This is a genomic window from Pseudonocardia sp. TMWB2A, assembly GCF_017312135.1.
Genome location: NZ_QKQY01000002.1, coordinates 5,390,490 through 5,417,286, shown reverse-complemented (window position 1 = coordinate 5,417,286; position 26,797 = coordinate 5,390,490). Strand labels below are relative to the sequence as shown.

Sequence of the window (26,797 nt, the reverse complement as noted above, 5' to 3'; positions counted from 1 at the left end):
GATCGGTCAGCCGGGGCGCAGCGACATCACGAAGTCCGTGGTCGCGGCGACGATCTGCCGTTGTGCGGTCGCCCGGTCCACGCCCGCCTCGCCGTCGCCGGTCTGCGGGCCGTAGTCGCCGAAGTAGGCGTGCACCCCGCCGTCGACGACGACGAAGCGGGTCCCCGCGGGCAGCTGCGCCCAGGAGTCCGCGATCGCGTCCGGTGTGGCCAGCGCGTCGCGGGAGCCGGACACCGACAGGGCCGCCACCGGCGCCCCCGACACGTCGGCGGCCGGGTAGGACGCCCACAGCACCAGCCCACGCACCCCGGGCACGTCGAGTGCCCGCGCGGCCGCCACGCCGCCGAGGGAGTGTCCGCCGACCGCCCAGGTGCGGACCTCGGGCGCCGAAGCGACCGTCCGCGCGACGGCCCCCGGATCGGTCAGCGCGACGCCCAGCGGCGGCGCGGTCACGATCACGCGCACCCCCTGCTCGGCCAGCGGGCGCAGCAGCGCCAGGTAGGCCCGCGGGTCGACCAGCGCCCCGGGGACGAACACCAGGCCCCGGCCGGACGGCGCGGTCGGGCGCATCTCCCACGTCGTCGCGGTGTGCACCACCGCGACCCGGTCCGACGGCTTGGTCGCGGCGAGCGCGGTCGCGTCGGCCTCGTAGGGCCGCAGCCACAGGACGGCGGCGACCAGTGCGACCAGCAGCACCGCACCGGCGGCCCGTCCGGTCGTCCGCAGCCGTCCGGGCCGCGCCGGGCGCCCCGACCGCACCACCAGGACCAGCCCCACCAGGGCGACGACGGCGAGCAGCACCGGGTAGGCCGGGTGCCCGGCGAGCAGCACCGGTCCCCCGACGACGACGATCCCCACCACGACGACCACGGCCACGATCCCGACCAGCGCCCGCACCGCGACCGCCCACCCGGGCCGGGGCGCCCGGTCAGCCACGGGCCACCGTCGCGGTCACGAACTCCACGATCCGGGCGTTCGCCGCGGCCCGGGTGTGCCGGTCGTGCACCTCGTGGCCCTCGTCGGGGATGCGCAGCAGCTCCACCGGCGCACCGCGCCCGGCCAGTGCCGCGTGGATCGCGAGTGCCTGCGCCAGCGGGACGTTCGTGTCGTGCTCGCCGTGCACGACCAGCAGCGGTGCGGCGATGCGGTCCGCCGCGCGCAGCGGGGACAGCTCCTCCAGCAGCGCGCGGTCCCGGCGCGGGTGTCCGTACTCGGTGGTCGCGGGCCCGCTGATCCACGGCTCGGAGTCGGCGTAGAAGGCGGTCATGTCGGACATACCGCACACGTCGACGCCCGCTGCGAACAGCTCCGGGAACCGGGTCAGTGCGGCCAGGGTGAGGAACCCGCCGTAGGACCGGCCGCCGACGACGATCCGGCGCGGGTCGACGTCGGGCACCCCGGCCAGCAGCCGGGTCGCGGCCCGCACGTCGGCGATCGAGCCCGGCCGCAGCGGGCCGTCGTCGAGCCGGGCGAAGGCCCGCCCGCGCCCGGAGGACCCGCGCACGTTCGGCGTGAGCACGGTGACCCCGGCGGCGACGAGGCCGTGCAGCAGCGGCGCCCAGCCGGGCCGTTCCTCGGACTCGGGCCCGCCGTGCAGCCACACGAACCCCACCCCCGTCGGCGACGACGGCCGGTGCAGCCATCCGGTCAGCCGCAGCCCGTCCTCGGCCGGGAAACCGACCGCCTCCGGACGCGGTGGCCGCGGTGTCACCGGGGTGCCGCCGAGCAGCGGGGTGGCCGGGCGCGCGTCGAGCGGCATCCGCACCACGTACGGCGCCACCCCCGGCGAGTGCCCCGCGACCAGCAGCGACACGCCGTCGCGGGCGAAGGCCACGCCGGTGACGACGTCGCACGGCGCGGGCAGCCGCTCCGGCCTGCCGCCACGCAGGTCGGCGATCTCGACCTGGCTGCGCCCGCCGACGTTCCACGCCAGAGCGGCCCGCGGACCACCCGGGTCCAGCGCCACGACCTCCAGGTCGGCGCCGGGCCGGACGGCGACCGGGCGGGCGGGGGACAGGCGGTGCTCACCCGCGGGGCCGAGGGCGACGGCGAGCAGCGCGGTGTGCTCGCGGTCGGCGTCGGTGTGCACCCAGAGCGTGCCCGGGGCGCTGCCGAAGCGGGCGGCGGCGGTGAGCGCCCCGCCGGGCCCGCCGATCACCCGGTCCCGGGTGCCGCGGTGCAGGTCGACCAGCTCCAGGGCGCGCTCCCCGCGACGGCCGGTGCGCAGCACGACCCGTCGTCCGTCGGCCGACACCGCCTGGACGACGGCCGACTGCCCGGACCCGAGCACGGTGGAGGAGCCGTCGCGTACGTCGACCAGGCAGGCGGTGCCGTCGCCCGGCTCGGCGCCGCGCGGGGTCGCGTCGGACAGCACGGTGACGCCCAGCGACCGTCCGCTCGGCGCCCACGCGCCCAGCACGACGGCGGTGGCGTGGGTCGCGATCCCGACGGCGGGCCCGCCGTCGGGATCGAGCAGCGCCACCCGGGTGCGGTCGCCGCCGCACGGGGCGACCTGCACCGCGATCCGGCTGCCGTCGGGGGACCAGGACAGCGCGGTCACGTCGGCGTGCGGGCCGGGGGCCTCCAGGACCCGCGCCCCGTCCGGGTCGACCGGTCCGTCCGCCGGCAGCGCCGCGACGTGCACCCGCGGGCGCCCGGTGCGGTCGGAGATCCAGGCGATGCGGGTGCCGTCGGGGGACACCGCGGGCGAGTGGTGCCCGGGCTCGGCCCCGGCGACGGCACGGTCGGGGGCGGTCTGGGTGATCTGCACGGTCTGCCCGGCCTCCACCGATCACATCCCCCGTTCCTGCTGTCGTATCCTGCGGTTCCGCGCGGCCGGACGCCGAAACTACCCGGTGGGTCCGCACCGGGTTCCACCTCACGTGCGCCGGGCCCCGCCCGCAAGACCCACTGCGTTTCGGGGTGGTGACAAGCGCTACGGCGAACGAGGGATTCGTTCGTACGGAACACGAACAAACCCTGGACCGGGGCCGCTGCCGGGAGCATGCTCGCCGGAGCCGCCCCCACACCTCCAGGAGCAGACGATGGCCGTCCCCGCCCCGACCCCCGCCGACAAGTTCTCCTTCGGACTGTGGACCGTCGGCTGGACCGCCGCCGACCCGTTCGGCGCCCCGACCCGCCCGGCGCTCGACGTCGTCGAGGCGGTCGAGCGGCTCGCCGAGCGCGGCGCGTGGGGCCTGACCTTCCACGACGACGACCTGTTCGGCTTCGCCCCCGAGCGCGCGCACCGCGACCGGCAGATCGCCCGGCTGCGCGAGGCCTGCGCGGCCACCGGCATGACCGTCCCGATGATCACGACGAACCTGTTCTCGCACCCGGTGTTCAAGGACGGCGGGTTCACCTCCAACGACCGGACCGTGCGGCGGCTCGCGCTGCGCAAGGTGCTGCACAACGTCGAGCTGGCCGCCGAGCTCGGCGCCCGCACCTTCGTCCTCTGGGGCGGACGGGAGGGCTCGGAGTACGACTCCGCCAAGGACGTCCGTGCCGCCCTGGACCGCTACCGCGAGGCGATGGACCTGCTCTGCGGGCACGTCCTGGAGCAGGGCCACGACATCCGGTTCGCGATCGAGCCCAAGCCGAACGAGCCCCGCGGCGACATCCTGCTGCCCACCGTCGGGCACGCGCTGGCCTTCGTCGAGCGGCTCGCCCACCCCGAGCTCGTGGGCGTCAACCCCGAGGTCGGGCACGAGCAGATGGCCGGGCTCAACATGGCGCACGGCGTCGCCCAGGCGCTGTGGGCGGGCAAGCTGTTCCACATCGACCTGAACGGCCAGCGCGGCATCAAGTACGACCAGGACCTCGTGTTCGGCCACGGCGACCTGCTCAACGCCTTCGCCCTGGTCGACCTGCTCGAGACAGCGGGCTACGACGGCCCCCGCCACTTCGACTACAAGCCCTCGCGCACCGAGGACGTCCGCGGAGTGTGGGACTCCGCCGAGGCGAACATGCGGACCTACCTGCTGCTGCGCGAGCGGGCGGCCGCGTTCCGGGCCGACCCCGAGGTCGTCGCCGCGCTGGAGGAGGCCGGGGTGCCCGCGCTGTCCGAGCCGACCCTGGACGCCGGGGAGACCGTGGCGGACCTGCTCGCCGACCCGGCGCTGGACGCCGTCGACCCGGACGCGCTCGGGCGTCGCGGGTACGGCTTCGTCCGGCTGCACCAGCTCGCCCTGGATCACCTCGCCGGGGCACGCTGACCCCGTGCACGACCGATCTCCCCGCCCGCAGGCCCCGCCCGCGCGTCCACCGGCGGTGCGCCGGCACAACCTCGGTCTGCTGCTGGGGGCGCTGCGGGCGGCGCCGTCGTCGCGGGCGTCGCTCGCCGCGGCGACCGGGCTGACCCGCGGCACCGTCGCGGGGCTGCTGGACCCGCTGGTCGCCGCGGGCGTGCTCGCGGAGGGGGAGCCGGACCGCAGCGGGGTCGGGCGGCCCGGGACGCCGCTGGCGTTCGCCGGCACCGGGCCCGTCGTCCTGGCCGTGTCGGTCGAGGTCGACGGCGTCGACGCGCTGGTCACCGGCCTGGACGGGCAGGTGGTGCACCGGTCGCGCCGGCGCCGCGACCACCGCGGTCTCGACCCGGACGCGGTGTTCGGGCGGGCCGCGCGGACCGCGGCGAACCTGGCCGCGAGCACCGGCCGACCGGTCGCCGGGGCCGGGATCGCCGTCCCCGGACCGGTGCACGGCTCGGACGGCGCGGCGGTGCTCCTGCGGGCCCCGAACCTGCCCCGGCTCGACGGCTGCCGCCCCGCCGAGCACGCCGGTGCGCTCGGCGGGGTGCCGCTGCTCGTCGGCAACGAGGCCTCGCTCGGGGCGCTCGCGCACCTGGGGCAGGCCGACGACTTCGTCTACGTCTCCGCCGACGTCGGGATCGGCGGCGGGATCGTCGTCGACGGGCGGGTGCTGCCCGGTGCCCGCGGCGTCGCCGGGGAGATCGGGCACGTCGTGATCGAGCGCGACGGGCGGCGCTGCGGCTGCGGCGGCACCGGCTGCGTCGAGGTCTACGCGGGCCTGCCCGCCCTGCTCGGCGACGCGGGCGCCGCCGACGTCGCGGCGCTGCGGACCGCCGCCCGCGCGGGGGACCCGGCCGCGACGGGGGCGCTGGCCCGGGCCGGCGCCGCGCTCGGGACGGCGCTGACGTCGGTGCTCCACGTCGTCGACGTCGGCACCGTCGTCCTCGGTGGCAGCTACGCCGAGCTGGGCACCTGGCTGGTCCCCGCGGTGCACGCGGAGCTGGTGCGCCGCGGGGTCGCGACCGGGCCGGACGTCGCCGTGCTCGTGTCCCCGCACGGCCGGGCGGCCACCGTCACCGGGACCGCCCGCGCCGTCGCCGACCGGGTGCTGGGCGAGCCGGACCTGCTGCTCGCCGGCTGAGCCCGCCTCAGGCCAGCACCCAGGTGTCCTTCGCCCCGCCGCCGCGCGAGGAGTTCACGATCATCCCGCCGGGCGGGGCGACCCGCGACAGCGCCGCGGGCAGCACGTCGACCTCGGGCACCCCGCCGACGCCGGGGGACTGCACCGCGAAGACCCGCAGGTCGACGGCCTGGGGCCGCAGGGCGCCGTCGGTGAAGGTGGGATGGGTGGAGATCCCGACGAGGTCCTGGGCGACCCAGCCGGCCGGGGTGTCCCGGATCGCCGCGGCCACCCGGTCCAGCTCGGCGCGCCCGGCGTGCGGGCCGATCACGATGCCAGCGCCGCCGTAGCCGTCGACGGGCTTGAGCACCAGCCGGTCGAGCCGGTCCAGGACCTGCTCACGGGCGGCCGGGTCGACGCAGGGCAGCGTCGGCACCGAGGCCAGCACCGGCTTCTCGCCGAGGTAGTAGCGGATCATCTCCGGCACGTAGGCGTAGACGAGCTTGTCGTCGGCGACGCCGTTGCCGGGCGCGTTGCGCAGCGCGACCCGCCCGCGGGCCATCGCCGCCCACAGCGCGCGGCCCAGCGGCCGGTGGTCGGCGCCGCGGGCGGTCGCGAGCTCGTTCTCGTCCATCCGACGGTAGAGGGTGGTGATCCGGCGCCGCCGCCCGCCGCCGACGAGGAACAGCGCGCCGTCGGTGACCTGCAGCCGGGCCGGGGTCACCAGCGGGACGTCCATCGCCTCGGCGAGCAGCCGGTGTTCGAAGAACGCCGGGTCCACCTCGCCCGCGGTCAGCAGTGCGGCCTCCCCGTCGGGCCCGTCGGGGTCGCCGGCCGCGAGCGCCGCCCGCAGCCGGTCCGGCACGTCGTCGAGGTGGCGCACCTCCGACGGCGACTCCAGGTCGGGCAGCACGCTGCGGATCAGCCGCCGGCTCATCATCGAGAACCCGATGCCCGACGGGACCCGGAGGTTGTCCTCCAGCACGACCCAGCCGTCGGCGTCGTCGCGGACCAGGTCGATGCCGCCGACGGCGATCCGCACCGCGTCCGGCGGCACCAGCGCGCCGGCGCGGGTACGGCCGGGCGCCTGCTCGACCACCGACGCCGGGACGACCCGGTCGCGCACGATCTCGCGGCGGCCGTAGACGTCGCGGACGAAGCACTCCAGGGCACGCATCCGTTGCTCCAGCCCGGAGGCCAGGTGCGCCCAGTCCTGCGACTCGATGATCCGCGGCACCAGGTCCAGCGGGAACAGCCGCTCGCCGTCGTCGCCGGGCTCGACGCCGGGCACCGGGAAGGTGACCCCGCGGGCGCGCTGCTCGGTGCGCAGGGCGTTCTCCGCCGCGGCCAGCCCGCGCGGGCCGAGCCGCTCCAGCGACCGGAACAGCCAGCCGTAGCCGGGCCGGACGGCGCCGGTCGCGTCGACGGCCTCGTCGTAGCGGGGCGGGACGTAGCCGTCCAGCAGCTCCGGCGCGGACGGCACGGTCTCCGCCGGTGCCGACGGTGGCCGCTCGCCGTAGGTGCGGGCCAGCAGGTCGTCGACGACGTCGGTCAGCGACCCGCGACGCCCGAACGCGCGCCGCTGCGCCGCCGCGCCCGACCCGCGGGCCAGGACGCCCTCGGCCAGCTCGGCGACCTGCTCGTGGTCGCCGACCTCCTCCAGCCACGGCCGCAGCTCCTCGACCAGCGCGCGCAGCTGCACCGACGGGGAGCTCAGCGTCGGGGGACCGCCGGGGGCCCGGCCGATCTCGACGAGGTCGCCCTCAAGCCCGGACCGCGCGGCCCGCCACCCGGCCGCGCGCAGCAGCTCGTGCCGGGCGCGGGGCAGCGGCCTGCCCGCCTCGGTGTCGGCGCGGGCACGGGCGACCAGGGCGCGGAACAGCCCTGCCACCAGCACGACGTCGTCGACGTCGGGGCAGGCGTCGCACAGCCGCAGCTCGACGGTCGGCAGGTGCGCGCTGGGCCGGACGTCGAAGTAGAGCATCCCGGCGTCGCTGATCGTCCCGGACGCGATGAGCTCGTCGATCATCGTGTCGTACTCGGCGGCGGTGGTGACGTCGCCGGGCGGCCCGGCGGTGGGCCAGCGCTGCCAGATCATGCTGCGGTAGCTGGCGTAGCCGGTGTCGTGGCCGCGCCAGTACGGCGAGCTGGCGGTGATCGCGAGCAGGGTCGGCAGGGCGGGGGAGACCCGGCGCGAGACCTGCACGGCGGTGTCGCGGTCGGGGACGTCGACGTGCACCTGCACCCCGCAGATGTGCTGCTCGCGCACCAGCATCTGGTACTCGTGCTGCATCCGCTCGTACCGGGCGCCGGCGGAGATGTCGTCGCCGGACAGGTCGACCAGCGGCACCGTCCCGGCCGCGACGACACCCAGCCCCAGCGGTTCGGCCGCCTCGCGCAGCCGGGTACGCAGGCGTCGCACGTGGGTGCGCAGCTCGTCCAGCGACGGCGTCGCGGGCGAGTTGGTCTCGACCAGCGACCGTTGCAGCTCGGGGAAGAACTCCGCCCCGTCCAGGTGCTCCAGCAACCGTTCCGCGTCGGGCGCGGCCCGGCGGTCGGCCAGGCCGACCACGTGGAACTCCTCCTCGACCCCCACCAGCGGCACGTTCCCCACGGCCGGTGACGCTAGGTGTCCGCTGTTACGTCCGTGTGTCCCGCGGCGATCGCGCCCGACGCCACCCCGTCCGCTGGTCCGTACGGCGGTACTCGGACGTCTGTCCGGACCAGTTCCCATCTGCTGTTCTCGCTAGCGTGTCCGGATCCGCCGACCCCAACGGAGCCGCTCATGACCGCCGGCCGCCGCGCGCGGGCTCTGGTCGCGCTCGTCCAGGTGCTCGGGCTCGCCGTGTGGTTCTCCGCGTCCGCGGTGCTGCCCGAGCTGCGCGCCGAGTGGGACCTGTCCGCGACGGCCGGGGTGTGGCTGACGACGTCGGTGCAGCTCGGCTTCGCCGCCGGCGCGGTCGTCTCGGCGGTCCTGACCCTCGCCGACCGGGTCCCGCCGCAGCGGCTGCTCGCGGGCGGTGCGGCCGCGGCGGCGTCCTGCACGCTGCTGCTCGCCGCCGTCGTCGACGGTCCGGTGGCCGCGCTGGTGCTGCGGACGCTGACCGGGGTGTGCCTCGCGCTCGTCTACCCGGTCGGCATGAAGATCATGACCTCCTGGTCGGACCGGTCGCGCCGGGCCCGCGACCTCGGGGTGCTGGTCGGGGCACTGACCGTCGGGTCGGCGCTGCCGCACCTGATCGGCGGGCTGCCCGGGCTGCCGTGGCGCGGGGTGCTCGCCGGCGCCGCGCTGTGCGGCTTCGTGGCCGCCGCGCTGGCCCGCTGGTGCCTGCGCCCCGGCCCGGCGCTCGCCCCGGCCCCGCCCCCGGACACCGGCTACGCGCTCCGGCTCCTCCGCGAGCCCGGACCGCGGCTCGTCGTGCTCGGCTATCTCGGGCACATGTGGGAGCTGTACGCGCTGTGGACCTGGCTGGGCGCCGCACTCGCCGGCGGGGACCCCGGCCCGGCGGAGCACCTGCTGGTGTTCGTGGCGGCCGGGCTGGGCGGCGCCGCCGGCTGCGTGCTGGGCGGCCGCGCCGCGGACCGCTACGGCCGCGTCCCGGTGATCGCGACGTCGTTGCTGGTCAGCGGGGTCTGCTGTGCGGTGTCCCCGGTCGTGCTCGGCGCCGCGCCGCTGCTGGTGAGCGCGTTCTGCGTGCTGTGGGGCGCGGCCGCCGTCGCCGACTCCGCGGTCCTGACGACGGCGACGATCGAGGTCGCCGACCCCCGCTACACCGGCACCGCCCTGACCGTGCAGACCGCACTCGGTTTCCTGCTCACCGTCGCCGGGATCGCGACGGTCCCCGTGGTCGCGGCGGCGGTCGGATGGCAGACGGCGCTCGTCGTGCTCGCCGTCGGACCGGCGCTGGGCCTGCCCGCGGTGCTCGCACTGCGCCGGTACCTGCCCACCGCGCTCCCGACCCCGTCCCCCTCGGCCCCGTTCCCCCCGGCCGCCCCTACGGCAGCTCCGGTGGCAGCCCCGGCGGACGCGCCGACCGTCGAGCTCCCACGGATCGCGATGGACGACCGCCCGACGGCGCCGCTGTTCCGCGTCGTGGACGGGCCGCCGACCGTGGAGCTGTACCGCCTGCGCCGGGCGGCGGGACCGGACCCCTCCGGCTTCGCCGACCGCCTCGCGCGGGTGCTGTCCGACCGGTCCCGGGCTGCCGCCCCGCCGCCCGCGGCCCCACCGACCGCAGCCCTGTCGAACGCCGCCACGCCGACAGCCGCCCCACGGAGCTCCGGCACTGCCGCGGCTCCGCGGCGGCGGGCTCGACCGGGCGGATGACGTCGCTGCGTCGCGTGGACGATCTTCGCGGCCGACCACCGTCGACGGAGCCGTGCGGCCGTCCGGTGCAGGTGACCACCGCCGACGGACCACCGCGGCCGCCGGTGGGGGATCCGTGAATTCGCTTACCGGGTAAGCGAATTCACGGAAGGAACCGTCCCCGCGCGGCATCGGGGACACCGACGCAGGACGATCCGCACCATCGCTCGCGGCTCGCGCGGTCGATGCGGGGTGGTCGACAGACCCTCTGTGTGCGGAATCGCTTACCCGGTAAGCGAATTCGCAGAGGGAGCACGCGCCGCTTGGCCTCTGCGACACCGACGCAGGACGATCCGCGCCATCGCTCGTGGCTTGCGCGGTCGACACACGGGGGTCGACAGACCCTTGGTGCGTGGATTCGCTTACCGGGTAAGCGAATTCGCAGAGGGAGCCCCCGGAACCACGGCGTCGGAGGTCCGGGCGATCCGCAGCAGGTCCGCGTGCTGTGCCACCGCCTCGTCGTGCGACATGGGATCGCCGTGCCCCGGGACGAACACCCGTGTCCCGGTGGAGGAGGGTGCTGCGCCGACGTCGAGCAGCAGCCCCACGGCGGCCGCCCAGTCCCGGCGGTAGGAGTCCGGCCCGAACGACGGCGGTGCCCCGTTCTCCAGCAGGTCCCCGGCGAAGAGCACGCCCGCGTCCGGGACGTGCACCGCCAGGTCGTGTCCGGTGTGCGCGGGGCCGGGGTGCACGAGCTGCACGACGCGTCCGCCCAGGTCGAGCGGGTGCACGGAGCCCGGGCGGGGGCAGACCGGGCGGTCGGGCAGGACCGGGACGGTGGCGGCGAGCGCATCGGCCGTCGCGGCGGCGGAGCTGCCGGTGTCCCCGGAGCCGCCGGTGATGGAGCCGCCGGTGTCCCCGGAGCTGCGGGTGTCCCCGGCGTCGCGGTAGTGCCGGGTCCAGTGGGCGCGCTGGGCGGCGGCCGTCACCAGGAGGGCGCCCGCGCAGCCGGCCTGGGCGTACACCGGGGCGCCGGGGAACGCGGCGGTGCCGAAGCAGTGGTCGAAGTGGGCGTGGGTGAGGGCCACGACGACCGGCAGGGCGGTCACCGCGCGCACCGCTGCGGCGAGCTCGGCGCCCTGGGCGGTGTCGCCGCGGGTGTCGATCACCAGGGCCGCGGACGTGCCGAGCACGAGGCCGGTGGTCAGGTCGAGCTCGTCGTGGCGGCGGGCGAGCACCCCGTCGGCGAGCTCGAGCCAGCGCCCGTCCGAGCGCTGCCCGGCCGCTCGCTGCTCGTCCGACCGCTGCCCGTCCATCCGGTGATCCTCGCGCTCAGACCGCGATCGCGGTGGACCGGCCCAGGGCGTCGGTGCCGGGGCCGAGCAGCTCCGCGGTCCCGCGGGCCACGCGCTCCGCGGTCCAGGCGCAGGCCAGTGCGTCGAGGACGTCGTCGAGCCGGGCGGCGGTGGGCAGGTCACCGAGCGACGCGGCGGAGGGGATCCACTCCGACAGCGCAGCGACCCGCTGGCCCGCCCCGCGCGCGGTCTTCTTCGACGCGAACGCGCACGACGGTGCCATCGTGCGGAACGTCAGCTCCGGGTGCGCCTCGACCACCGACGACGGCAGCCGCACCTGCTGGAACTCGCGGATCTTTCCGACGATGTACCAGGTCTGCAGGCTGATCTTCTTCCCCGTGACGGCCTGGGCGGCGGCGCAGGCCTCGTCGTAGGAACCCGCGTCGAGCACCGGGGCGGGCGGGGTCGGGAACAGCGACGACCGGGCCCGGCCCAGCCGCGCCGACACGAGGATCTCGGCCTCACGCCGCTGCGCACCGGCCGGGACCGACAGCGGGATGTCGACCCCGACGGCGTCGCACCCGGCCGTCGCGGCGAGCACCGACGCGGCGTCGGGGACCACCGTCCACGTCACCTCGCGTGTCCGTCCGCTGCCGGAGAGCACGCACACCACCCAGCCACCCGGGACCCCGTCCACGCCGCCGATCCGCATGGGGGAGGATCGTGCCCCGTGCGCGTCTACCTGGGCAGTGACCACGCCGGTTTCGAGGTCAAGGGCAAGCTCGTCGAGTACCTGACCGAGCAGGGGATCGAGGCGATCGACGTCGGGGCCCCGACCTACGACGCCCTCGACGACTACCCCGCCTGGTGCATCGAGACCGCGCGGCGCGTGGTCGAGGACCCGGAGTCCCTCGGCATCGTGCTGGGCGGATCCGGCAACGGCGAGCAGATCGCCGCCAACAAGGTGCAGGGCATCCGCGCCGCGCTGGCGTGGAACGAGGCCACCGCGAAGCTCGCCCGCGAGCACAACGACGCCCAGGTCATCGGCGTCGGCGCGCGGCAGCACAGCTTCGAGGAGGTCGTCGCGATCGTCGACGCCTTCCTGGCCACCCCGTTCTCCGGCGACGCGCGCCACCAGCGGCGCATCGACCAGGTCCTCGACTACGAGCGGACCGGCGAGATCGAGCTCCCCGCGTCCTGACCCGGAGCCGAGATGCCCGAGGGACACACGCTGCACCGGCTGGCGCGGCTGCACCGGAAGCTGTTCGTGCGCCGGCCGGTCGGCGTGTCCAGCCCGCAGGGCCGTTTCGCCGCCTCCGCGGCGCTGCTCGACGGCGAGGTGATGACCGGGGCCGAGGCCCACGGCAAGCACCTGTTCCACCGCTACGGCCGCGACCGCGTCGTGCACGTCCACCTCGGGCTGTACGGCACGTTCGTCGAACAGCCGCTGCCCGCTCCGGAACCGGTCGGGCAGCTGCGGATGCGCCTGGTCGGGCAGACCCACTACGCCGACCTGCGCGGCCCGACCGCCTGTGAGCTCCTCACCTCGGCCGAGGCCCGCGCCCTGCGGGCCCGGCTGGGTGCGGACCCGCTGCGTCCCGACGCCGACCCGGACACGGTCTGGGCCCGCGTCTCGGCCTCGCGCAGCCCGCTCGCGACGCTGCTGATGGACCAGAAGGTGCTCGCCGGCGTCGGGAACGTCTACCGCGCCGAGGTGCTGTTCCGGCACGGCCTGGACCCGCAGCTCCCGGGCCGGTCGCTGGACCGGGAGACGTGGGACGCGATGTGGGCCGACCTCGTCGTGCTCATGCGCGACGGCGTGCGGACCGGCCGCATCGACACCGTGCGTCCCGAGCACGACCCGCGCCGGCGCGGGCAGGCCGGACGGAAGGACCGGCACGGCGGCGAGGTCTACGTCTACCGCCGCACCGGGATGGACTGCCTCGTCTGCGGGACGCCCGTACGGCACGCCGAGCACCAGAACCGCAACCTGTTCTGGTGCCCGCGCTGCCAACCGGCAGCCACCTAGGGAGGCGGCCTAGGGTGGCGGCCGTGGTGGAGCAGAAGCCGATCGAGTGCTGGATGACCGACATGGACGGCGTCCTCGTCCGCGAGGGCAGCATCGTCCCGGGCGCGGACACACTGCTGTCGCGGCTGCGGGACAAGAGCGTCCCGTTCCTGGTCCTGACCAACAACAGCATCCACACCCCCCGCGACCTGCGCTACCGGTTGCAGGCCACCGGCCTCGACGTGCCGGAGGAGTCGATCTGGACCTCCGCGCTCGCCACCGCCGCGTTCCTCGGCGAGCAGCGCCCGCAGGGCAGCGCCTACGTGATCGGCGAGGCCGGGCTGACCACCGCGCTGCACGACATCGGCTACGTCATCACCGACCGCAACCCCGACTACGTCGTGCTCGGCGAGACCCGCACCTACAGCTTCTCCTCGATCGCGACCGCGATGCGCCTGGTCGAGCAGGGCTCCCGCTTCGTCGCCACCAACCCCGACGCGACCGGCCCGTCCCCGGAGGGCATCCTGCCCGCGACCGGCTCGGTCGCCGCGATGATCTCCAAGGCGACCGGGGTCGACCCGTACTTCGTCGGCAAGCCGAACCCGCTGATGATGCGGGCCGCGCTCAACCGGCTCGGCGCGCACTCGGAGTCCACGGTCATGATCGGCGACCGGATGGACACCGACATCCTCGCCGGGCTGGAGGCCGGGATGCGCACGGTGCTGGTGCTCTCCGGCATCACCAAGGAGCACGAGATCGACCGGTTCCCGTTCCGCCCGACGCGGGTCGTCTCCTCGGTCGCGGACCTGATCGACGACGTCTGACCCCGCCCCGGACCTGCGGGGTTGCGAACTACACCGATGTGGTTCACCCTCGAACACATGTACGGAGAACTGGTGTCCTGGCAGCGGTGCGCCGGCTGCGGCGCGGAGGCCGAGCTCCCCGGTGACGAGACGGCGGGCGTCGCCGTCCCGTGCCCGGACTGCCCCGGCTCGATGACCGAGGAGTTCAGCTGGGACGCGGTCGCCGCCTGAGCGGCCCGCTCAGACCTTGAACCCCAGCGCGCTGGGCTCGCCCCGGCGCAGCGCCGCGACGTGCTCGACGACCGTGGTCAGCGAGTGCAGGTCGTGGCCGTTGCGCATGGCCGAGACCAGCGCGCGCTCGGCGGCCTCGATGCCCTCGGCGGTGTCGACGACCTCGGCGAGCCGGTCCGGCGCGGCGATCAGCAGGCCGTCGTCGTCGCCGCACACCAGGTCGCCCGGGCTCACGACGAGCCCGCCGAACGACACCATCTCGTCGACGGTGCCCGGGTCGCTCGTGCTGCCTGAGGCCGGGCAGGTCCCGCGGGCGAACACCGGTAGCCCGATCCCGCGCAGCCCGCGGACGTCACGGACCAGCCCGTCGACGACGATCCCGGCCAGCCCGCGCCGCTTCGCCTCGGTCGCGAACAGCTCACCGGACACGGCGCGGTGACCACCCGCCCCGGCGACCACGAGCACCGAGCCGGGGCGGGCCGCGGACAGTGCGGCGAACATCGGCAGGTGGTCGTCCACACAGGACACCGTCACCGCGGGCCCGGCCATCGACACGTCCGGCACCAGGGCCCGGATCGCGGGGTCCACCACGGGAAGCGACTTGTCGGCGTCGCAGATGGAGGACACCTGCAGCTCGCGCAGACGGTCCAGGAGGTCGGTCATGGACGTCATCCTGTCGCACCGTCCGCCGTTGCGCGCCGTCGAGCGTCCGCGGCGCGCGCGGCGATCTCCGAGCGGCGCACCTTCCCGGCGTCGTCGCGCAGCGGGTGGTCGACGACCTCGATGCTCCGTGGCTGTTTCGCCCTGCTCAGACGCCCGTCGAGGAACTCGCGAAGATCGTTCTCGATGCCCGGTTCGGCCTGCACGACGGCGTGCACGACGTGCCCGTAGTCGGCGTCCGGCAGCCCGACGACGACGGCGTCCCGCACCCCGGGGTGCGCGGTCAGCGCCGCCTCGACCTCCGCCGGGTACACGTTCGCGCCGCCGACGAGGATCATGTCCGAGCGTCGGTCGGCCAGGTACAGGTAGCCGTCGGCGTCCAGTGAGCCCATGTCGCCGAGCGACTCCCAGCCGTCGCGCTCGCGGGCGGAGGCGCCCAGGTAGTGGTACGTCGGCGCCCCGCCCGACCGCATCCAGATCTCACCGGTGACGCCGGGGCCGAGCTCGCGGCCGTCGTCGTCGCGGACGGTGATCTCGCCGCGGGTGACCCGCCCGACCGACCCCGGGTGGGCCAGCCAGTCGCGGCCGTCGATGGCGGTGCCGGCCTGCGACTCGGTGCCGGAGTAGATCTCGAACACCGTCTCCGCGCCGACCCGGTCGATCCAGCCGCGCTTGACCTCCGGCGGGCAGGGCGCGCCGACGTGCAGCACGGTCCGCAGGGTCCCGGTGTCGCAGGCGGCCCAGTCGGCGTCGGGCAGGCGCAGCATCCGGCTCATCATGGTCGGCACCGCGTAGAGCCAGGTCACCCCGTACGCGGGGACCATCGCCAGCGCGCGGGCGGCGTCGAAACGGCCCATGAGCACGACGTGGTGGCCCTGGAGCAACGCCATCAGCGTGAACATGAAGGGCGCGTTGTGGTGCAGCGGCGCGGTGCAGCCGAAGACGCCGTCGCGGTCGATGCGCAGCCCGTCGGCGCGGGCCAGGACCTGTTCGACGCAGGCGGCCTGACCGGCGACGATCACCTTCGGGGTGCCGGTCGACCCGCCCGAGGTGGGTGCCTTCCAGCTGGGCCCGACGACGTCGGGGAGCGCGCCGTCGTCGTAGGAGCCGGCGTCGAGCGGGGTGTCGACGACGAGCGCCGGCGCGGCGACGGCGAGCACCGCGTCGCGCTCGGCGGCGGGCAGCCGGGCCGACAGCGGCTGGGGCACCGCGCCGATCTTCCACGCCGCGACCGAGCACTCGAGGTGCGCGGCGGTGTTCGGCAGCGCGATCGACACCAGGTCCCCGCGCCGCACCCCGCGGTCGGCGAACGCCCTGGCCAGGCGGTTGGTGCGGGCGTCGAACTCCGCGCGGGTGCGCACCACACCGGGGCCGTCCGCGGTGTCCTCGGTGACCAGCGGGCGGTCCGGGGCGGCGGCGACGAGCGCGCGCAGCCGGGCGGCGAGCGCGGTCGCGCCGGCGGGCACCTCGGGCTCGGGGAAGCGGGGTTCGCGGAGTCGTGCGGTCATGCGGTCCTCCCGGTGGTGCCGGCGACGGCGGGGTCGAGCCGCTCGTCGTCGGGGACCGGTCCGCGGGCCAGCACGTACCGGGCCGCCGCGAGCGAGACGAGCACGATCACCAGCGAGTACCCCACGACGGGCACGATCGACCCGGTCGCGGCCAGCAGCGACTGCCCGACGAGCGGGGCGGTGCCGCCGAACAGCGTGCCCGCCAGCGCGTAGGACAGCGAGATCGCGGTGTAGCGCATCCGCGCGGGGAACGCCTCGGCCAGCATCCCGGCGAGGATCGCGTAGTACATCGTGTGCGGCAGCGTCGCGAGCGCCATGCCGAGCGCGGCCAGCCCGAAGCTGCCGGTGGAGATCAGCCAGAACATCACCGGGAACAGCGGCAGCTCGATCAGCAGCAGCGCCGTGACGACCTTCCGCGGGTTCCACCAGGTCGCCATGAACGCCCCGAGCGGCTGGGTGAAGAACTGCACGGTGGAGCTGATCAGCACGACGTTGAGGAACACCTGGCGGTCGAAGCCGAGGTCGTTGACCGCCCAGGACAGCGCGAACGTGTTCTTGAAGTACGCGGCCGCGGCCACCAGCGCGCACGCGCCCACCGAGACGACCACCAGCATCGTCCGCTCCCGCAGCAGCTCCGCGAGCGGGAACCGCGCCGTCGTGCCGCGCGACCGCATCGCGACCAGCGCCGGGCTCTCCTCGATCCGTAGCCGGATCACCAGCCCGACGACGACCAGCGCCGCCGACACGAGGAACGGCACGCGCCAGCCCCAGGACAGGAAGGCGTCCTCCGGCAGCATCGCGACGAGCGCGAACGAGCCGGTGGCGAGCATCTGCCCGGCCGGGCTGCCCTGCTGGGCGAAGGCGCCGTAGAGGATCCGGCGGTTCTTCGACGCGTGCTCCGAGGCGATCAGCACCGCGCCGCCCCACTCGCCGCCGACGGCGAGCCCCTGCACGAGCCGGGCCACGACCAGCAGCACCGGGGCGAGGACGCCGATGTCGTCGTAGACGGGCAGCAGCCCGATCGCGAGCGTCGAGACGCCCATCAGCAGCAGCGTCGCGACCAGCGCGGTCTTGCGGCCGAGCCGGTCACCGAGGTGGCCGAAGACGATCCCGCCGATCGGCCGGGCGAGGAACCCGACCCAGAACGTGGCGAACGAGGCCAGCACACCCGCGGCGGGGGAGGCGTTCGGGAAGAACAGCGGCCCCAGCACCAGCGCGGCGGCGGTGCCGTAGATGTAGAAGTCGTACCACTCGATGGTGGTGCCGACGAACGAGGCGATCCCCGCCTTGCGGCGCATCGACGGTGTGCTCGTGCTCAACCCGGTGCCCCCTTGCACTCGTCGTGGAGCGACGGTCGCGACCACGCCGTCGTGACCACCGCCACGCAACGGTAGAACAGCATTGGGACGTCATCGGGACGCTCTTGCTTCCGTTCCTGTCGTCCGGTCGACATGATCGGAGGGGTGGAGCTACGGCAGCTGGAGTCGTTCGTCGTCGTCGCCGAGGAGCTGCACTTCGGCCGGGCCGCGGCCCGCCTGCAGGTCTCGGGGCCGCCGCTGTCCCAGCAGATCCGCAGGCTCGAACGCGAGGTCGGCGCCACGCTGTTCGACCGGCACACCCGCGCCGTCGCCCTCACCCCGGCGGGCGCGGCGTTCCTGCCCCGGGCCCGCCGTGCCCTCGCCGCCGCGGACGAGGCCGCGGAGGCGGCGCGCGAGGCCGCCGCGGGCGGCACCGGCTCGGTCCGCCTCGGGTTCGCCGGGCCCAGCTCCAACGCCTGGCTGTACCGGACCGCCCGCCGCTTCCGCACGCACCGGCCGCAGGCCCGGCTGGTGCTGGTCACCGGCCGGTTCTCCGGCGAGCTGGCCGAGGACCTGCGCGCCGACCGGGTCGACGCCGCGCTGATCCGCACCCCGGTCGACGACGACGGCCTCGTCGTCCACGAGATCGACCGGCACCGGCTCGTCGCCGCGCTGCCCGAGGAGCACCCGCTCGCCGGGCGGGACGCGATCGACCTGGCGGAGCTGGCCCACGACCCGTTCGTCACCTACCCGGCCCGGCGGATGGCCGTCATGCGCACCTCGGTCGACGCGGCATGCCTGCACGCCGGGTTCCTGCCGCGCATCGAGCAGGAGGCTCCCGAGACGCACACCCTGCTGTCCCTGGTCGGGGCCGGTGTCGGGGTGGGGCTGGCGCTGGAGGCGACGGCGGAGCTGCGCACGCCCGGGGTGGTGCTGGTGCCGCTGACCGACCCGCCGGAGGTGCCGCTGGCGCTGGCGTGGAAGGCCGGCGCGGTGAACCCGGTGCTGGCGGGGCTGCTGGAGGCGGCCGGTGTGGGTGGGGCGGTCGTGCGGGGTATCGGGTCGGTCTGACAGTCTTCCCGTGCGGGTGTCGCGGACCACAGGCGGCGGACAGGGAGTACGGGCACGGTGACCACGGGTAGCGGCGGCGGAGGTTCCTCCACCTGGTGCCCACCCGGGCGGGCCGTCACGGTCAGCGGGGTGGCCGTGCGTGACGGTGGCTTCTACCTCGGCCCGGGACCCGAGCCGTCGACGGTCGACCCGTACCTCACCGTCGATCTGCAGTTCCCGGACTGGGACGGTCACACCGTCGGTGCGCTGGCCTACGCCCGGTTCTCCCCGGCGGCCCGCGGCGCCTACCTGATGTGGCTCGCGACCGGCCGCCGCGCCACGCAGGCACCCTCGGCGTGGGCGGCGCTGTACCTGCGCGGGCTCGAACGGCGGCTGCTCGTCGACGGCGACGACGACCCGACCCTGCTCGCCGAGGCCCGCGCGCTCGGCGCGATCTACGGGCCCGGCGATCCGTCGGTTGCCGCGCTCGCCGCAGGCCTGGCGCAGCCGCCGCGCGACACACCTCCACCATCACTGGTGCCCTCTCCCGCGGCGTTCCCCTCGCCGCTCGCGGTCGAGGTGGGCCGACGGGCGCTGGCCGGCGCGCCGCTGTCGGCCGACTGGGCCCTGGCCTGGGCGTGGTACTCGCCGGAGATGCCCCACGGCGAGGCGGCCCGACGGGCGCCGGACCAGTTCGCCGAGCTGTGGCGACACCACTTCCGTGCCCGTCACCCGCACGACTTCACGATCCCGACCCGGCGCCGGCGGCTGGTGCTGGAGTACGTCCCGGCCAATCCGACCCTGCCGCGGCCGATGGAACGCACGGTGGCCGACGCCTCCGACGTCGTCGACCACCCGGTGGCCCTCGCGGCCCTGCGTGCGGTCACCGCCGAGGTCGAGCGGGAGCTCGCCCCGTTCGCGCACCGGATCGCGCGCAGGCCGGACAGCGCGACGGACGTGGCCGCCCAGGCCGCGCTGCTACCCGAGCAGCTGCTGTCGGGCAGTGGCGCCTACGCCGCGGTCGTGCCGCTGCTGGACTGGGCGGCCGAGGTGGTCGCCTCCGGCGGTCCGGTCGTCGTGCACGCGGCGGAGCTGGCGCAGCGATGGTCCGGTGACCTGGACCGGGCCGGTTCGCTCGCCCTCGCGCAGGTACTGGAACGGCGCGGCATCGGCGTCGAGCCCGACGTCCGGTTCGGCGGCAGCCCGCTCGGCGACGACGGCCCGGCCGTCCTGTTCCGCACCGGTCCCGAGCCGGTGTCGGCCCCGGGCCCGGCCTACGTGCTGGCCGCGGTCGCCACCGAGCTCTGCCTCGCGGTCGCTGCGGCCGATGGGCGGATCGACGACACCGAGGTCGAGCTGCTGACCGACCGGGTCGACCGGATCGAGGAGCTGAGCGCCTCCGAACGGGCCCGCCTCGCTGCCCACCGTGTCCTCGTCGGCGAGCGCCGCGTGGACCTGGAGGAGGTGACCGTCCGCGCCGCCGCGCTCGACGCGGGCTCCCGCCGGGAGCTGGCCGGGGCGGTCATCGACGTGGCGCTGGCGGACGGCGCGATCGGGCCCGACGAGCTGCGGGTCGTCGTCGCGGTGCACGAGGTGCTCGGGGTCGCCGTGGACGACCCGCGGCTGGCCGCCCCTGCCGCCGCGGAGCCCGTCCCCGCCGAGTCCGGTGCCGCCGAGTCCGGTGCCGCTGAGCCCGGTGCCGCTGAGCCCGGTGCCGCTGAGCCCGGTGTCGCCGAGCCCGATGTCGCCGAGCCAGACCGGGCCGGTGGCGAGCCCGCAGCCGCCGGCGTCGTCGCCCCGGGGGAGGCGGTCGACCGGGCCCCGGCGGCCGGTCGGGAGCCGGCCGGCTCCGAGGACCCCGAATCCGGGCGTCCCGGGCCCGGCAGCCCCGAGCCCGGTGACGACGGGGCGGAGGACCACGGGACCGACGGGCCCACGCCCGGGGTCGAGGTGCCGCCGGCCCCGGTGGTCGTCGTGCCTGCGGCGCGCACGGTCTCGCTCGACGAGGCCCGCCTGGCTCGCACCCGGGCGTCGAACGCGGACGTCCGGGCCCTGCTCGGCGCGATCTTCGCCGACCCCGACGAGGACGAGTCCGACGAGCCCGCCGAGGCCGCGACCGGCCACGGCGCCGCGCCCGCCCCGGTCGACGACGGCCGTCGCGTCGGCCCGCTCGACGCCCGGCACTCGACGCTCCTGCTCGACCTCGCCGAGGCGGGCGAGTGGTCCCGCTCCGACTGGGAGGCGGCCTGTGCCCGCGTCGGCGTCCTGCCCGACGGCGCACTCGACGTCGTCAACGAGGCCGCCCAGGACCTCGCCGGCGACGTCGTCATCGAACTGCTGGACGACGGCTCCGTCGTCGTCGACACCGACATCCTCGAGGAGATGCGCGCATGACCCGACCGGCACGGATCAAGGCCCGCGACCGCGACGCGCTGATCCAGTCCCTGCGGGCCGGCGTGGTCCCCCGGACCGGGCAGCACCTGATCCAGGTGGGCCGCGCCGCCGAGCTGCAGGCGCTGCTGGCCGACATCGGCCGGATCTCCGACGGCGGGTCCGCGGTCCGCTTCGTCATCGGCGACTACGGCTCGGGCAAGACGTTCTTCCTGAACCTGGTGCGGGCCGTCGCGGCCCAGAAGAAGCTGGTCACGCTGCACGCCGACCTGAACCCCGGGCGACGGCTGGCGTCGACCGGTGGCCAGGCACGCGGCCTCTACACCGAGCTGATGCGCAACACCGGGACCCAGACCCGGGCGGACGGGGCGCTCTCCGCCGTCGTCGAGCGGTTCGTCACCCAGGCCATGGACACCGCCCGTGAGCAGGGGACGACCCCGAGCAAGATCATCCGGGCCCGGCTCGACGAGCTCACCGAGCTGGTCGGGGGCTACGACTTCGCGACCGTCATCGACGCGTACTGGCGGGGCCACGACACCGACGACGACGCCCTGCAGGCGCACGCCGTGCGCTGGTTGCGCGGGGAGTACGGCACGAAGACCGAGGCCCGCGCCGACCTCGGCGTCCGCTCGATCGTCGACGACCAGTCGTTCTACGACCAGCTGAAGCTGCTCGCCCGGTTCGTCCGGCTCGCCGGCTACCAGGGCCTGCTGGTCTGCCTCGACGAGATGGTCAACCTCTACAAGATCGCGCACAAGGGCGCCCGCGAGGCCAACTACGAGCAGATCCTGCGCATCGTCAACGACGTCCTGCAGGGCAACGCCGAGGGCCTCGGCTTCGTGTTCGGCGGCACCCCGGACTTCCTCACCGACTCCCGGCGCGGCCTGTACTCCTACGGCGCGCTGGCCTCGCGGCTCGGGGAGAACCGGTTCTCGACCTCGGACCTCGTCGACTACTCCGGCCCGGTCCTGCGGCTGGAACAGCTCACGCCGGAGGACTTCCACGTGCTGCTGGAGAACGTGCGGCACGTCTACGCCTCCGGGGACCCGGCGAAGTACCTCGTCCCCGACGAGGCCGTCGATGCGTTCATGGCGCACTGCCGCCGCCAGATCGGCGACGCCTACTTCCGCACCCCGCGGAACACGATCAAGGCCTTCTGCGACCTGCTGTCGCTACTGGAGCAGAACCCGGGACGGGACTGGCAGGAGGTCCTGGGGCACACCGCCGTCGTCGTCGAGGAGAACCCCGACCTCACGCCCCTGGAGGACGACGACGATGACCTCGTCAGCTTCTGACTCGGCTTACGCCCGCCTCGCCGAGCCGGTCCGCCGCTGGATCCACGGCCAGGGCTGGGAGGGTCTGCACGACGTGCAGGCCCGCTCGGTCGAGCCGATCCTGGCCGCGGACCCGGATGTCCTGATCACGGCGTCGACGGCGGGCGGCAAGACCGAGGCGGCCTTCCTGCCGGTGCTCTCGCACCTGGTGGAGCGCCGCGAGGCGGGCACGCCTCCCGAGGGCGTCGAGGTGCTGTACCTGTCCCCGCTCAAGGCGCTGATCAACGACCAGCTGCGACGGCTGGAGCCGCTGGGGGAGGCGCTGGGGATCCCGGTGCACCCGTGGCACGGGGACGTCCCGGCGGGGCGCCGGAAGAAGGTGTGGCGGGACCGGGCCGGAGTCCTGCTGATCACCCCGGAGTCGGTCGAGGGCATCCTCTGCCACCGCGGGGAACGGGCGAAGTCGCTGCTGGGGGGCCTGCGGTTCATCGTGGTCGACGAGCTGCACGCGTTCCCGGGGAGCGCCCGCGGTGCGCAGCTGTCCTCGCTGATGCACCGGGTGGACCTGCTGGCGCGCCGACGGGTCCCGCGGATCGGGCTGTCCGCGACCGTGGGGAAGCTCGACGCCGCCGCCGAGTTCCTGCGCCCCGGCCGGGGCGGCCGGGTGCACGTCGTGGAGTCGACCGTCGACGGGCGCGACCGCCGGACCCGGATCCACGGCCACCTCACCACCCGTGGTGCCGGTGGCTCCTCGGCCGTGGCGCGTCGCCTGCACACCCGGTTCCGCGGGACGACGAACCTGGTGTTCGCCAACGCCCGTGGTGACGTCGAGTACTACGCGGACCGGCTGCGGCAGGAGTGCGAGCGCACCGGGACCCCGAACGAGTTCTTCGCCCACCACGGCAGCCTGTCCAAGGTCGAGCGCGAGGACGTCGAGGAGCGGCTGCGCTCCACCGACCTCCCGGCCACCGCGGTCTGCACCTCGACCCTGGAGATGGGCGTCGACATCGGTCAGGTCCGGGAGGTCGCCCAGGTCGGGCCGCCCCCGTCGGTCGCGGCCCTGCGACAGCGGTGGGGTCGGGCCGGCCGGCGACCGGGCGACCGCTCCGTCCTGCGCACCTACGTCGCCGAGAACGAACTGTCCGACGACCCCGAGCCGGTCGACGAGCTCCGCCCCCAGCTCGTGCAGACGGCCGCGATGCTGCGCCTGATCCGGGTGCACGACTGGTGCGAGCCCCCCGAACACGGCGGACTGCACCTCTCGACGATCGTCCAGCAGGTCCTGTCGCTGACCGCCCAGTTCGGCGGGGTCTGGCCGGAACAGGCGGAGTCCGCGCTGTGCTCGCGCGGGCCGTTCCGCCGGGTCGACGGCGAGACCTTCCACCGGCTGCTCGACGCCCTGCACGACGCCGACATGCTGATGACCGCGGGCGACGGCACGCTGCTCCCCGGCGGCCGGGGCGAACGGGAGATCGAGCACTACTCCTTTCTCGCCGCCTTCGACACCCCGGCCACCTACCGCGTCGTCGCCGCCGGGCAGGAGATCGGCTCGGTCGACGCCGGGTCGCCGCTGGTCCCCGACTCGAACCTGGTCCTGGCCGGACGGCGCTGGCGGGTCGTCGCCGTGTACCCGGGGGAGTCGGTGGTCGAGGTCGTCCCCGACAGCCGCGGCACGGTCGCGAACTTCCCGCCGACCGGCGCCGCCCGGGTCCACGACCGCGTCCGCGAGGTGATGCTGGAGGTCTACCGCGGCACCGACGACGGCATCGCCGACCTCCTCGACGACCGGGCCCGCGATCTCCTCGACACCGCGCGGCGGGCGTTCGACCGTCTCGGCCTGCGCGGCACTGACCTGATCCCGCGCGGGACCTCCACGCTCGTCCTCCCGTGGCGCGGTGACCGGATGCTCGACACCCTGCTGGTGGTCCTGCACCAGCGCGGGCTGCGGGCGGGACGGGAGGGTCCCGCACTGCGGGTCTCCGCGCCGCTGCCGCAGGTCGAGGACGCGCTCGCCGCGCTCGCCCACGCCCCGGCGCCCGACCCGGTCGACCTCGCCGCGACGGTGGCGGCCAAGGCCGAGGAGAAGTGGGACGAGGTCCTCTCACCCCGCCTGCTCGACCAGGCCTACGCCGCCCGGGCGCTCGACGTCGACGCGGTGTGGAGCTGGCTGCGCGCCCGCACCCCCGCGCCGCGCCCTGCACCCACCGAGGCCGCGGTCGCGCTGCCCGCCGACGAGCCCGCCACGCTGTCCGGCGCCGTCGCCGTTGCCGTCCCGGCCGGGACGGGCTACGCCGTCGTCGACGTCGAGACCACCGGTCTCGCGCCGAGCAGCGGGCACCGCATCGTCGAGGTCGCCGTGGTGCGCTGCCGCGCCGACGGCACGGTCGAGGACGAGTGGCACACCCTGCTCGACCCGGAGCGCCACCCCGGCCCGGCCCGCGTCCACGGGCTGCGGGCCGCCGACCTGGCGGGCGCCCCGCGGTTCGCCGACATCGCGGGTGACCTCGCCGAACGCCTGTCCGGCCGGATCGTCGCCGCCCACAACGCGAGCTTCGACCTGCGGTTCCTGACCGCCGAGTTCGAGCGGACCGGCCACACCCCACCGGCCTGGCCGGTGCTGTGCACGATGCGGCTGCTGGACCGGCTGCCGGAGGTGCCGGGGCGCACCGGGCGCCGGCTGCCCGACGCCTGCGCGGCCTACGGCGTCCCGCTGCGCGACGCGCACAGCGCCGCCGGGGACGCCCGCGCCACCGCGGGGCTGCTCGCCGCCCAGCTCGCCGCGGCCGGTCGGCCCGACCCGGCCGGGCTCGGCGTCCGGCCCGCGGCGCTGCCCGGGGCGTGGGCACCGGCCCCGCCGTCGGGCCGTGTGCTGCACCGCGGCGGGGTGGGCCCCGCCGCGGACGCACGCACCGGTGCCGGTGTCTGGCCGGACGCGGCGACCACCGCCTACGCCGAGGCCGTCGCCCGCGCCCTCGACGACGGCGAGGTCACCAGCGCCGAGACCGACCAGCTGATCGAGGTGGCCCGGCTCTGGGCCGTCGACGACGGCGTCGTCGCGACGGTGCACGACCGGCTCACCGCCGCGCGTCCGCTGTCCGCGGAGAGCCGGCGCCACCTCGACGTGGTGTCCCGCAGCCGGGCGCTCGCGGCCTGACCGGCCGCGGCCGGCTCAGCCGGTGGCCCCGGCCCGGGCGATGTAGTCGATCATCGCCTGGTCCGGGCCACCCGCCGCGGTCACCTCGTCGGGGTTCTCGTCCCGCAGCCGGTACAGCTGCCGCTGCAACGACTCGTCGCCACGGTGGAAGGTCGCCAGCAGCTCCGACCACCGCGCGGCGAGCGCCTGCACGCGCGGCTCCGCCGGGTCGGTGCCCGCGTCCATCTCGGCCTGCACGTCGGCGATCAGTCCGGGCCACGCGGCCGCTGCCGCCTCGCCCTCGGCGCGCCGCGCACGGAGCGCGGCGACCTGCTCGGGAGTGAAGTACTGCGCGAAGGTATCGTTCACCCTGCTCACCTCGTCGATCATCATCAACACGTCCGACGGGTCGGGGTCCGGCGCGTCCCGGAGCCGGTCGACGACCGCCGCGAGCGTGCCCCGCAGGGCGTGCAGCGCGGCCAGCCGGGCGTCGACCTGGTCCAGGTGCGCGGTGAGGACGTCGGCGAACGACCCGGACGAGAGCAGCCCGCCGATCGCCTCTAGCGGCAGGCCCAGCTCCCGCAGGGCGACCACCTGGTAGACGCTGCGGACGTCGCCGTCGTCGTAGACGCGGTGGCCGGAGGCCGTCCGCGCCGACGGCACGACCAGCCCCCGCTCCTCCCAGTGGTGCAGTGTCCGCACGGTCAGCCCGGTCACCCGGGCCAGCTCGCCCACCTTCACCGGAATCCCCTCCTGTCGGGCCGCCACGTCGTGGCGGCATGATGGACGGTGCCGCCTCACGCCGCGTCAGGTGCAAGCCCCGGACGCGACGGTCTCGCCGCGACACGCCGGGGCCTGCGACACGCCGGTCACGGATTCACCCCCGCGAGTGGTCGGCCCCCGGTCACGGTCCGGTCGGTCGATCACCCTTCGCATCGGCCGCCCCGGACGTGGGGACGGAGGGTGTCCGGCGTCCTGGGAGAACCGGTTCCGTCCGTTTCACACCACACTTTTGGTACCCGTGGTGACCGGGTCACCCGTTGGTGTCGCTGCCGTATCCCCGCCGGTGAGCGGCTGCCTACTGTCCGCTTGCCGCGACGCACAGGCGTCCCGGTGGTGCTCACGGGAATCGTGAGACACGTCCGTCCCACCGGACACGATCGGGGAGAAAGACATGCGCAGGAAGCTCGCGGTCACCGGCGTCGCCGTCATCGCCACCATGGTCGCCTTCAGCCCGCTGGCGTCGGCTGCGCCCGCGCCGAAGGACGACGACGGTGACTCCTTCGTCCAGGACGTCGGCAACACCCGGGGCGACCAGTTCGGCCTGGTGAACCTCGACGACGTCAACGTCCTCAACAACGCCAACATCTGCCCGGGCGTCAACGCGGCCCTCGGCAACGTCCTCGGGATCCTCGGCGGCGGGGCGGCGCAGAACCGCGACAACCCGACGTCCTGCGACTGACGCCCGACGAC

The 26,797-nt window shown here is 75.5% G+C and carries 21 protein-coding genes; 12 read left to right on the top strand and 9 right to left on the bottom strand.

The window, feature by feature from the left end:
* Nucleotides 1-6 precede the first annotated feature (6 nt).
* Entirely contained in the window at nucleotides 7-936 is a 930-nt protein-coding gene (locus tag DMP17_RS39935) for an alpha/beta hydrolase (RefSeq protein ID WP_337832274.1), read from the bottom strand.
* Nucleotides 929-2,788 carry a S9 family peptidase gene (locus tag DMP17_RS39930; protein ID WP_337832273.1) on the bottom strand — a complete coding sequence of 620 codons (1,860 nt, stop codon included), beginning with the start codon at nucleotides 2,786-2,788 and terminating at the stop codon, nucleotides 929-931. Before DMP17_RS39930 ends, DMP17_RS39935 begins: the two co-directional genes overlap by 8 nt.
* Nucleotides 2,789-3,044: 256 nt before the next feature.
* Between DMP17_RS39930 and xylA the strand changes: the two genes are divergently transcribed.
* Together xylA and DMP17_RS39920 are read left to right on the top strand one after the other, a co-directional pair.
* Nucleotides 3,045-4,214, top strand: coding sequence for a xylose isomerase (gene xylA, locus DMP17_RS39925; RefSeq protein WP_337832272.1), 1,170 nt, complete (start codon nucleotides 3,045-3,047; stop codon nucleotides 4,212-4,214).
* 4 nt (nucleotides 4,215-4,218) lie between these two features.
* A complete protein-coding gene (locus DMP17_RS39920; protein ID WP_337832271.1) occupies nucleotides 4,219-5,388 on the top strand; it encodes an ROK family protein in 1,170 nt (389 codons plus the stop codon).
* A gap of 7 nt (nucleotides 5,389-5,395) precedes the next feature.
* Here DMP17_RS39920 and DMP17_RS39915 read toward each other — a convergent pair whose 3' ends face one another.
* Nucleotides 5,396-7,981 carry a carboxylate--amine ligase/circularly permuted type 2 ATP-grasp protein gene (locus DMP17_RS39915; RefSeq protein WP_337832270.1) on the bottom strand — a complete coding sequence of 862 codons (2,586 nt, stop codon included), beginning with the start codon at nucleotides 7,979-7,981 and terminating at the stop codon, nucleotides 5,396-5,398.
* 171 nt (nucleotides 7,982-8,152) lie between these two features.
* On the opposite strand from DMP17_RS39915, the gene DMP17_RS39910 reads away from it, so the two are divergent.
* Nucleotides 8,153-9,694, top strand: a complete 1,542-nt coding sequence (locus tag DMP17_RS39910) for an MFS transporter (protein ID WP_337832269.1) — start codon at nucleotides 8,153-8,155, stop codon at nucleotides 9,692-9,694.
* Between the two features lie 401 nt (nucleotides 9,695-10,095).
* Here the strand turns inward: DMP17_RS39910 and DMP17_RS39905 are convergent, their stop codons facing one another.
* Nucleotides 10,096-10,989, bottom strand: a complete 894-nt coding sequence (locus DMP17_RS39905; RefSeq protein WP_337832268.1) for an MBL fold metallo-hydrolase — start codon at nucleotides 10,987-10,989, stop codon at nucleotides 10,096-10,098.
* Nucleotides 10,990-11,005: 16 nt separating this feature from the next.
* Nucleotides 11,006-11,680 carry a DUF429 domain-containing protein gene (locus DMP17_RS39900; RefSeq protein WP_337832267.1) on the bottom strand — a complete coding sequence of 225 codons (675 nt, stop codon included), beginning with the start codon at nucleotides 11,678-11,680 and terminating at the stop codon, nucleotides 11,006-11,008.
* Between the two features lie 18 nt (nucleotides 11,681-11,698).
* Here DMP17_RS39900 and DMP17_RS39895 point away from each other — a divergent pair, with 18 nt between their 5' ends.
* The 4 genes from DMP17_RS39895 (at nucleotide 11,699) to DMP17_RS39880 (ending at nucleotide 14,010) form a co-directional block, all read left to right on the top strand.
* Nucleotides 11,699-12,169 carry a ribose-5-phosphate isomerase gene (locus DMP17_RS39895; protein WP_226350286.1) on the top strand — a complete coding sequence of 157 codons (471 nt, stop codon included), beginning with the start codon at nucleotides 11,699-11,701 and terminating at the stop codon, nucleotides 12,167-12,169.
* A 12-nt stretch (nucleotides 12,170-12,181) separates the two neighbouring features.
* Entirely contained in the window at nucleotides 12,182-12,997 is an 816-nt protein-coding gene (locus DMP17_RS39890) for an Fpg/Nei family DNA glycosylase (RefSeq protein WP_226350287.1), read from the top strand.
* 62 nt (nucleotides 12,998-13,059) lie between these two features.
* Nucleotides 13,060-13,800, top strand: a complete 741-nt coding sequence (locus DMP17_RS39885; protein WP_226350639.1) for an HAD-IIA family hydrolase — start codon at nucleotides 13,060-13,062, stop codon at nucleotides 13,798-13,800.
* A gap of 57 nt (nucleotides 13,801-13,857) precedes the next feature.
* Entirely contained in the window at nucleotides 13,858-14,010 is a 153-nt protein-coding gene (locus DMP17_RS39880) for a hypothetical protein (protein ID WP_168172127.1), read from the top strand.
* A gap of 9 nt (nucleotides 14,011-14,019) precedes the next feature.
* Here DMP17_RS39880 and DMP17_RS39875 read toward each other — a convergent pair whose 3' ends face one another.
* Genes DMP17_RS39875 through DMP17_RS39865 form a run of 3 tightly spaced genes read right to left on the bottom strand, consistent with a single transcriptional unit; the run spans nucleotide 14,020 to nucleotide 17,497 of the window.
* Entirely contained in the window at nucleotides 14,020-14,673 is a 654-nt protein-coding gene (locus tag DMP17_RS39875; protein WP_226350288.1) for an RraA family protein, read from the bottom strand.
* A 5-nt stretch (nucleotides 14,674-14,678) separates the two neighbouring features.
* On the bottom strand, nucleotides 14,679-16,178 hold the full coding sequence (locus DMP17_RS39870; RefSeq protein WP_337832266.1) for an AMP-binding protein: 1,500 nt from the start codon (nucleotides 16,176-16,178) through the stop codon (nucleotides 14,679-14,681).
* On the bottom strand, nucleotides 16,175-17,497 hold the full coding sequence (locus DMP17_RS39865; RefSeq protein WP_226350290.1) for an MFS transporter: 1,323 nt from the start codon (nucleotides 17,495-17,497) through the stop codon (nucleotides 16,175-16,177). The genes DMP17_RS39870 and DMP17_RS39865 overlap by 4 nt, the downstream gene beginning before the upstream one ends.
* Nucleotides 17,498-17,641: 144 nt before the next feature.
* Here DMP17_RS39865 and DMP17_RS39860 point away from each other — a divergent pair, with 144 nt between their 5' ends.
* Genes DMP17_RS39860 through DMP17_RS39845 form a run of 4 tightly spaced genes read left to right on the top strand, consistent with a single transcriptional unit; the run spans nucleotide 17,642 to nucleotide 25,345 of the window.
* On the top strand, nucleotides 17,642-18,547 hold the full coding sequence (locus DMP17_RS39860; protein ID WP_337832265.1) for a LysR family transcriptional regulator: 906 nt from the start codon (nucleotides 17,642-17,644) through the stop codon (nucleotides 18,545-18,547).
* Between the two features lie 57 nt (nucleotides 18,548-18,604).
* Nucleotides 18,605-20,920, top strand: coding sequence for a TerB N-terminal domain-containing protein (locus DMP17_RS39855; protein WP_337832264.1), 2,316 nt, complete (start codon nucleotides 18,605-18,607; stop codon nucleotides 20,918-20,920).
* Nucleotides 20,917-22,212, top strand: a complete 1,296-nt coding sequence (locus DMP17_RS39850; RefSeq protein WP_337832263.1) for an ATP-binding protein — start codon at nucleotides 20,917-20,919, stop codon at nucleotides 22,210-22,212. The genes DMP17_RS39855 and DMP17_RS39850 overlap by 4 nt, the downstream gene beginning before the upstream one ends.
* Nucleotides 22,193-25,345 carry a DEAD/DEAH box helicase gene (locus DMP17_RS39845; RefSeq protein WP_337832262.1) on the top strand — a complete coding sequence of 1,051 codons (3,153 nt, stop codon included), beginning with the start codon at nucleotides 22,193-22,195 and terminating at the stop codon, nucleotides 25,343-25,345. Before DMP17_RS39850 ends, DMP17_RS39845 begins: the two co-directional genes overlap by 20 nt.
* A 15-nt stretch (nucleotides 25,346-25,360) precedes the next feature.
* Here the strand turns inward: DMP17_RS39845 and DMP17_RS39840 are convergent, their stop codons facing one another.
* A complete protein-coding gene (locus tag DMP17_RS39840) occupies nucleotides 25,361-26,065 on the bottom strand; it encodes a MerR family transcriptional regulator (RefSeq protein ID WP_337832261.1) in 705 nt (234 codons plus the stop codon).
* Nucleotides 26,066-26,498: 433 nt separating this feature from the next.
* On the opposite strand from DMP17_RS39840, the gene DMP17_RS39835 reads away from it, so the two are divergent.
* On the top strand, nucleotides 26,499-26,786 hold the full coding sequence (locus tag DMP17_RS39835) for a hypothetical protein (protein WP_062396993.1): 288 nt from the start codon (nucleotides 26,499-26,501) through the stop codon (nucleotides 26,784-26,786).
* Nucleotides 26,787-26,797: the final 11 nt, after the last annotated feature.

Excerpts from the sequence above, each read along its gene's own strand:
- DMP17_RS39890 (WP_226350287.1), top strand. The coding sequence starts at position 12,182 with ATGCCCGAGGGACACACGCTGCACCGGCTGGCGCGGCTGCACCGGAAG.
- DMP17_RS39880 (WP_168172127.1), top strand. The coding sequence starts at position 13,858 with ATGTACGGAGAACTGGTGTCCTGGCAGCGGTGCGCCGGCTGCGGCGCG.
- xylA (WP_337832272.1), top strand. The coding sequence starts at position 3,045 with ATGGCCGTCCCCGCCCCGACCCCCGCCGACAAGTTCTCCTTCGGACTG.
- DMP17_RS39835 (WP_062396993.1), top strand. The coding sequence starts at position 26,499 with ATGCGCAGGAAGCTCGCGGTCACCGGCGTCGCCGTCATCGCCACCATG.
- DMP17_RS39905 (WP_337832268.1), bottom strand. The coding sequence starts at position 10,989 with ATGGACGGGCAGCGGTCGGACGAGCAGCGAGCGGCCGGGCAGCGCTCG.
- DMP17_RS39870 (WP_337832266.1), bottom strand. The coding sequence starts at position 16,178 with ATGACCGCACGACTCCGCGAACCCCGCTTCCCCGAGCCCGAGGTGCCC.
- DMP17_RS39885 (WP_226350639.1), top strand. The coding sequence starts at position 13,060 with ATGGACGGCGTCCTCGTCCGCGAGGGCAGCATCGTCCCGGGCGCGGAC.
- DMP17_RS39850 (WP_337832263.1), top strand. The coding sequence starts at position 20,917 with ATGACCCGACCGGCACGGATCAAGGCCCGCGACCGCGACGCGCTGATC.
- DMP17_RS39900 (WP_337832267.1), bottom strand. The coding sequence starts at position 11,680 with ATGCGGATCGGCGGCGTGGACGGGGTCCCGGGTGGCTGGGTGGTGTGC.
- DMP17_RS39875 (WP_226350288.1), bottom strand. The coding sequence starts at position 14,673 with ATGACCGACCTCCTGGACCGTCTGCGCGAGCTGCAGGTGTCCTCCATC.
- DMP17_RS39845 (WP_337832262.1), top strand. The coding sequence starts at position 22,193 with ATGACCTCGTCAGCTTCTGACTCGGCTTACGCCCGCCTCGCCGAGCCG.
- DMP17_RS39910 (WP_337832269.1), top strand. The coding sequence starts at position 8,153 with ATGACCGCCGGCCGCCGCGCGCGGGCTCTGGTCGCGCTCGTCCAGGTG.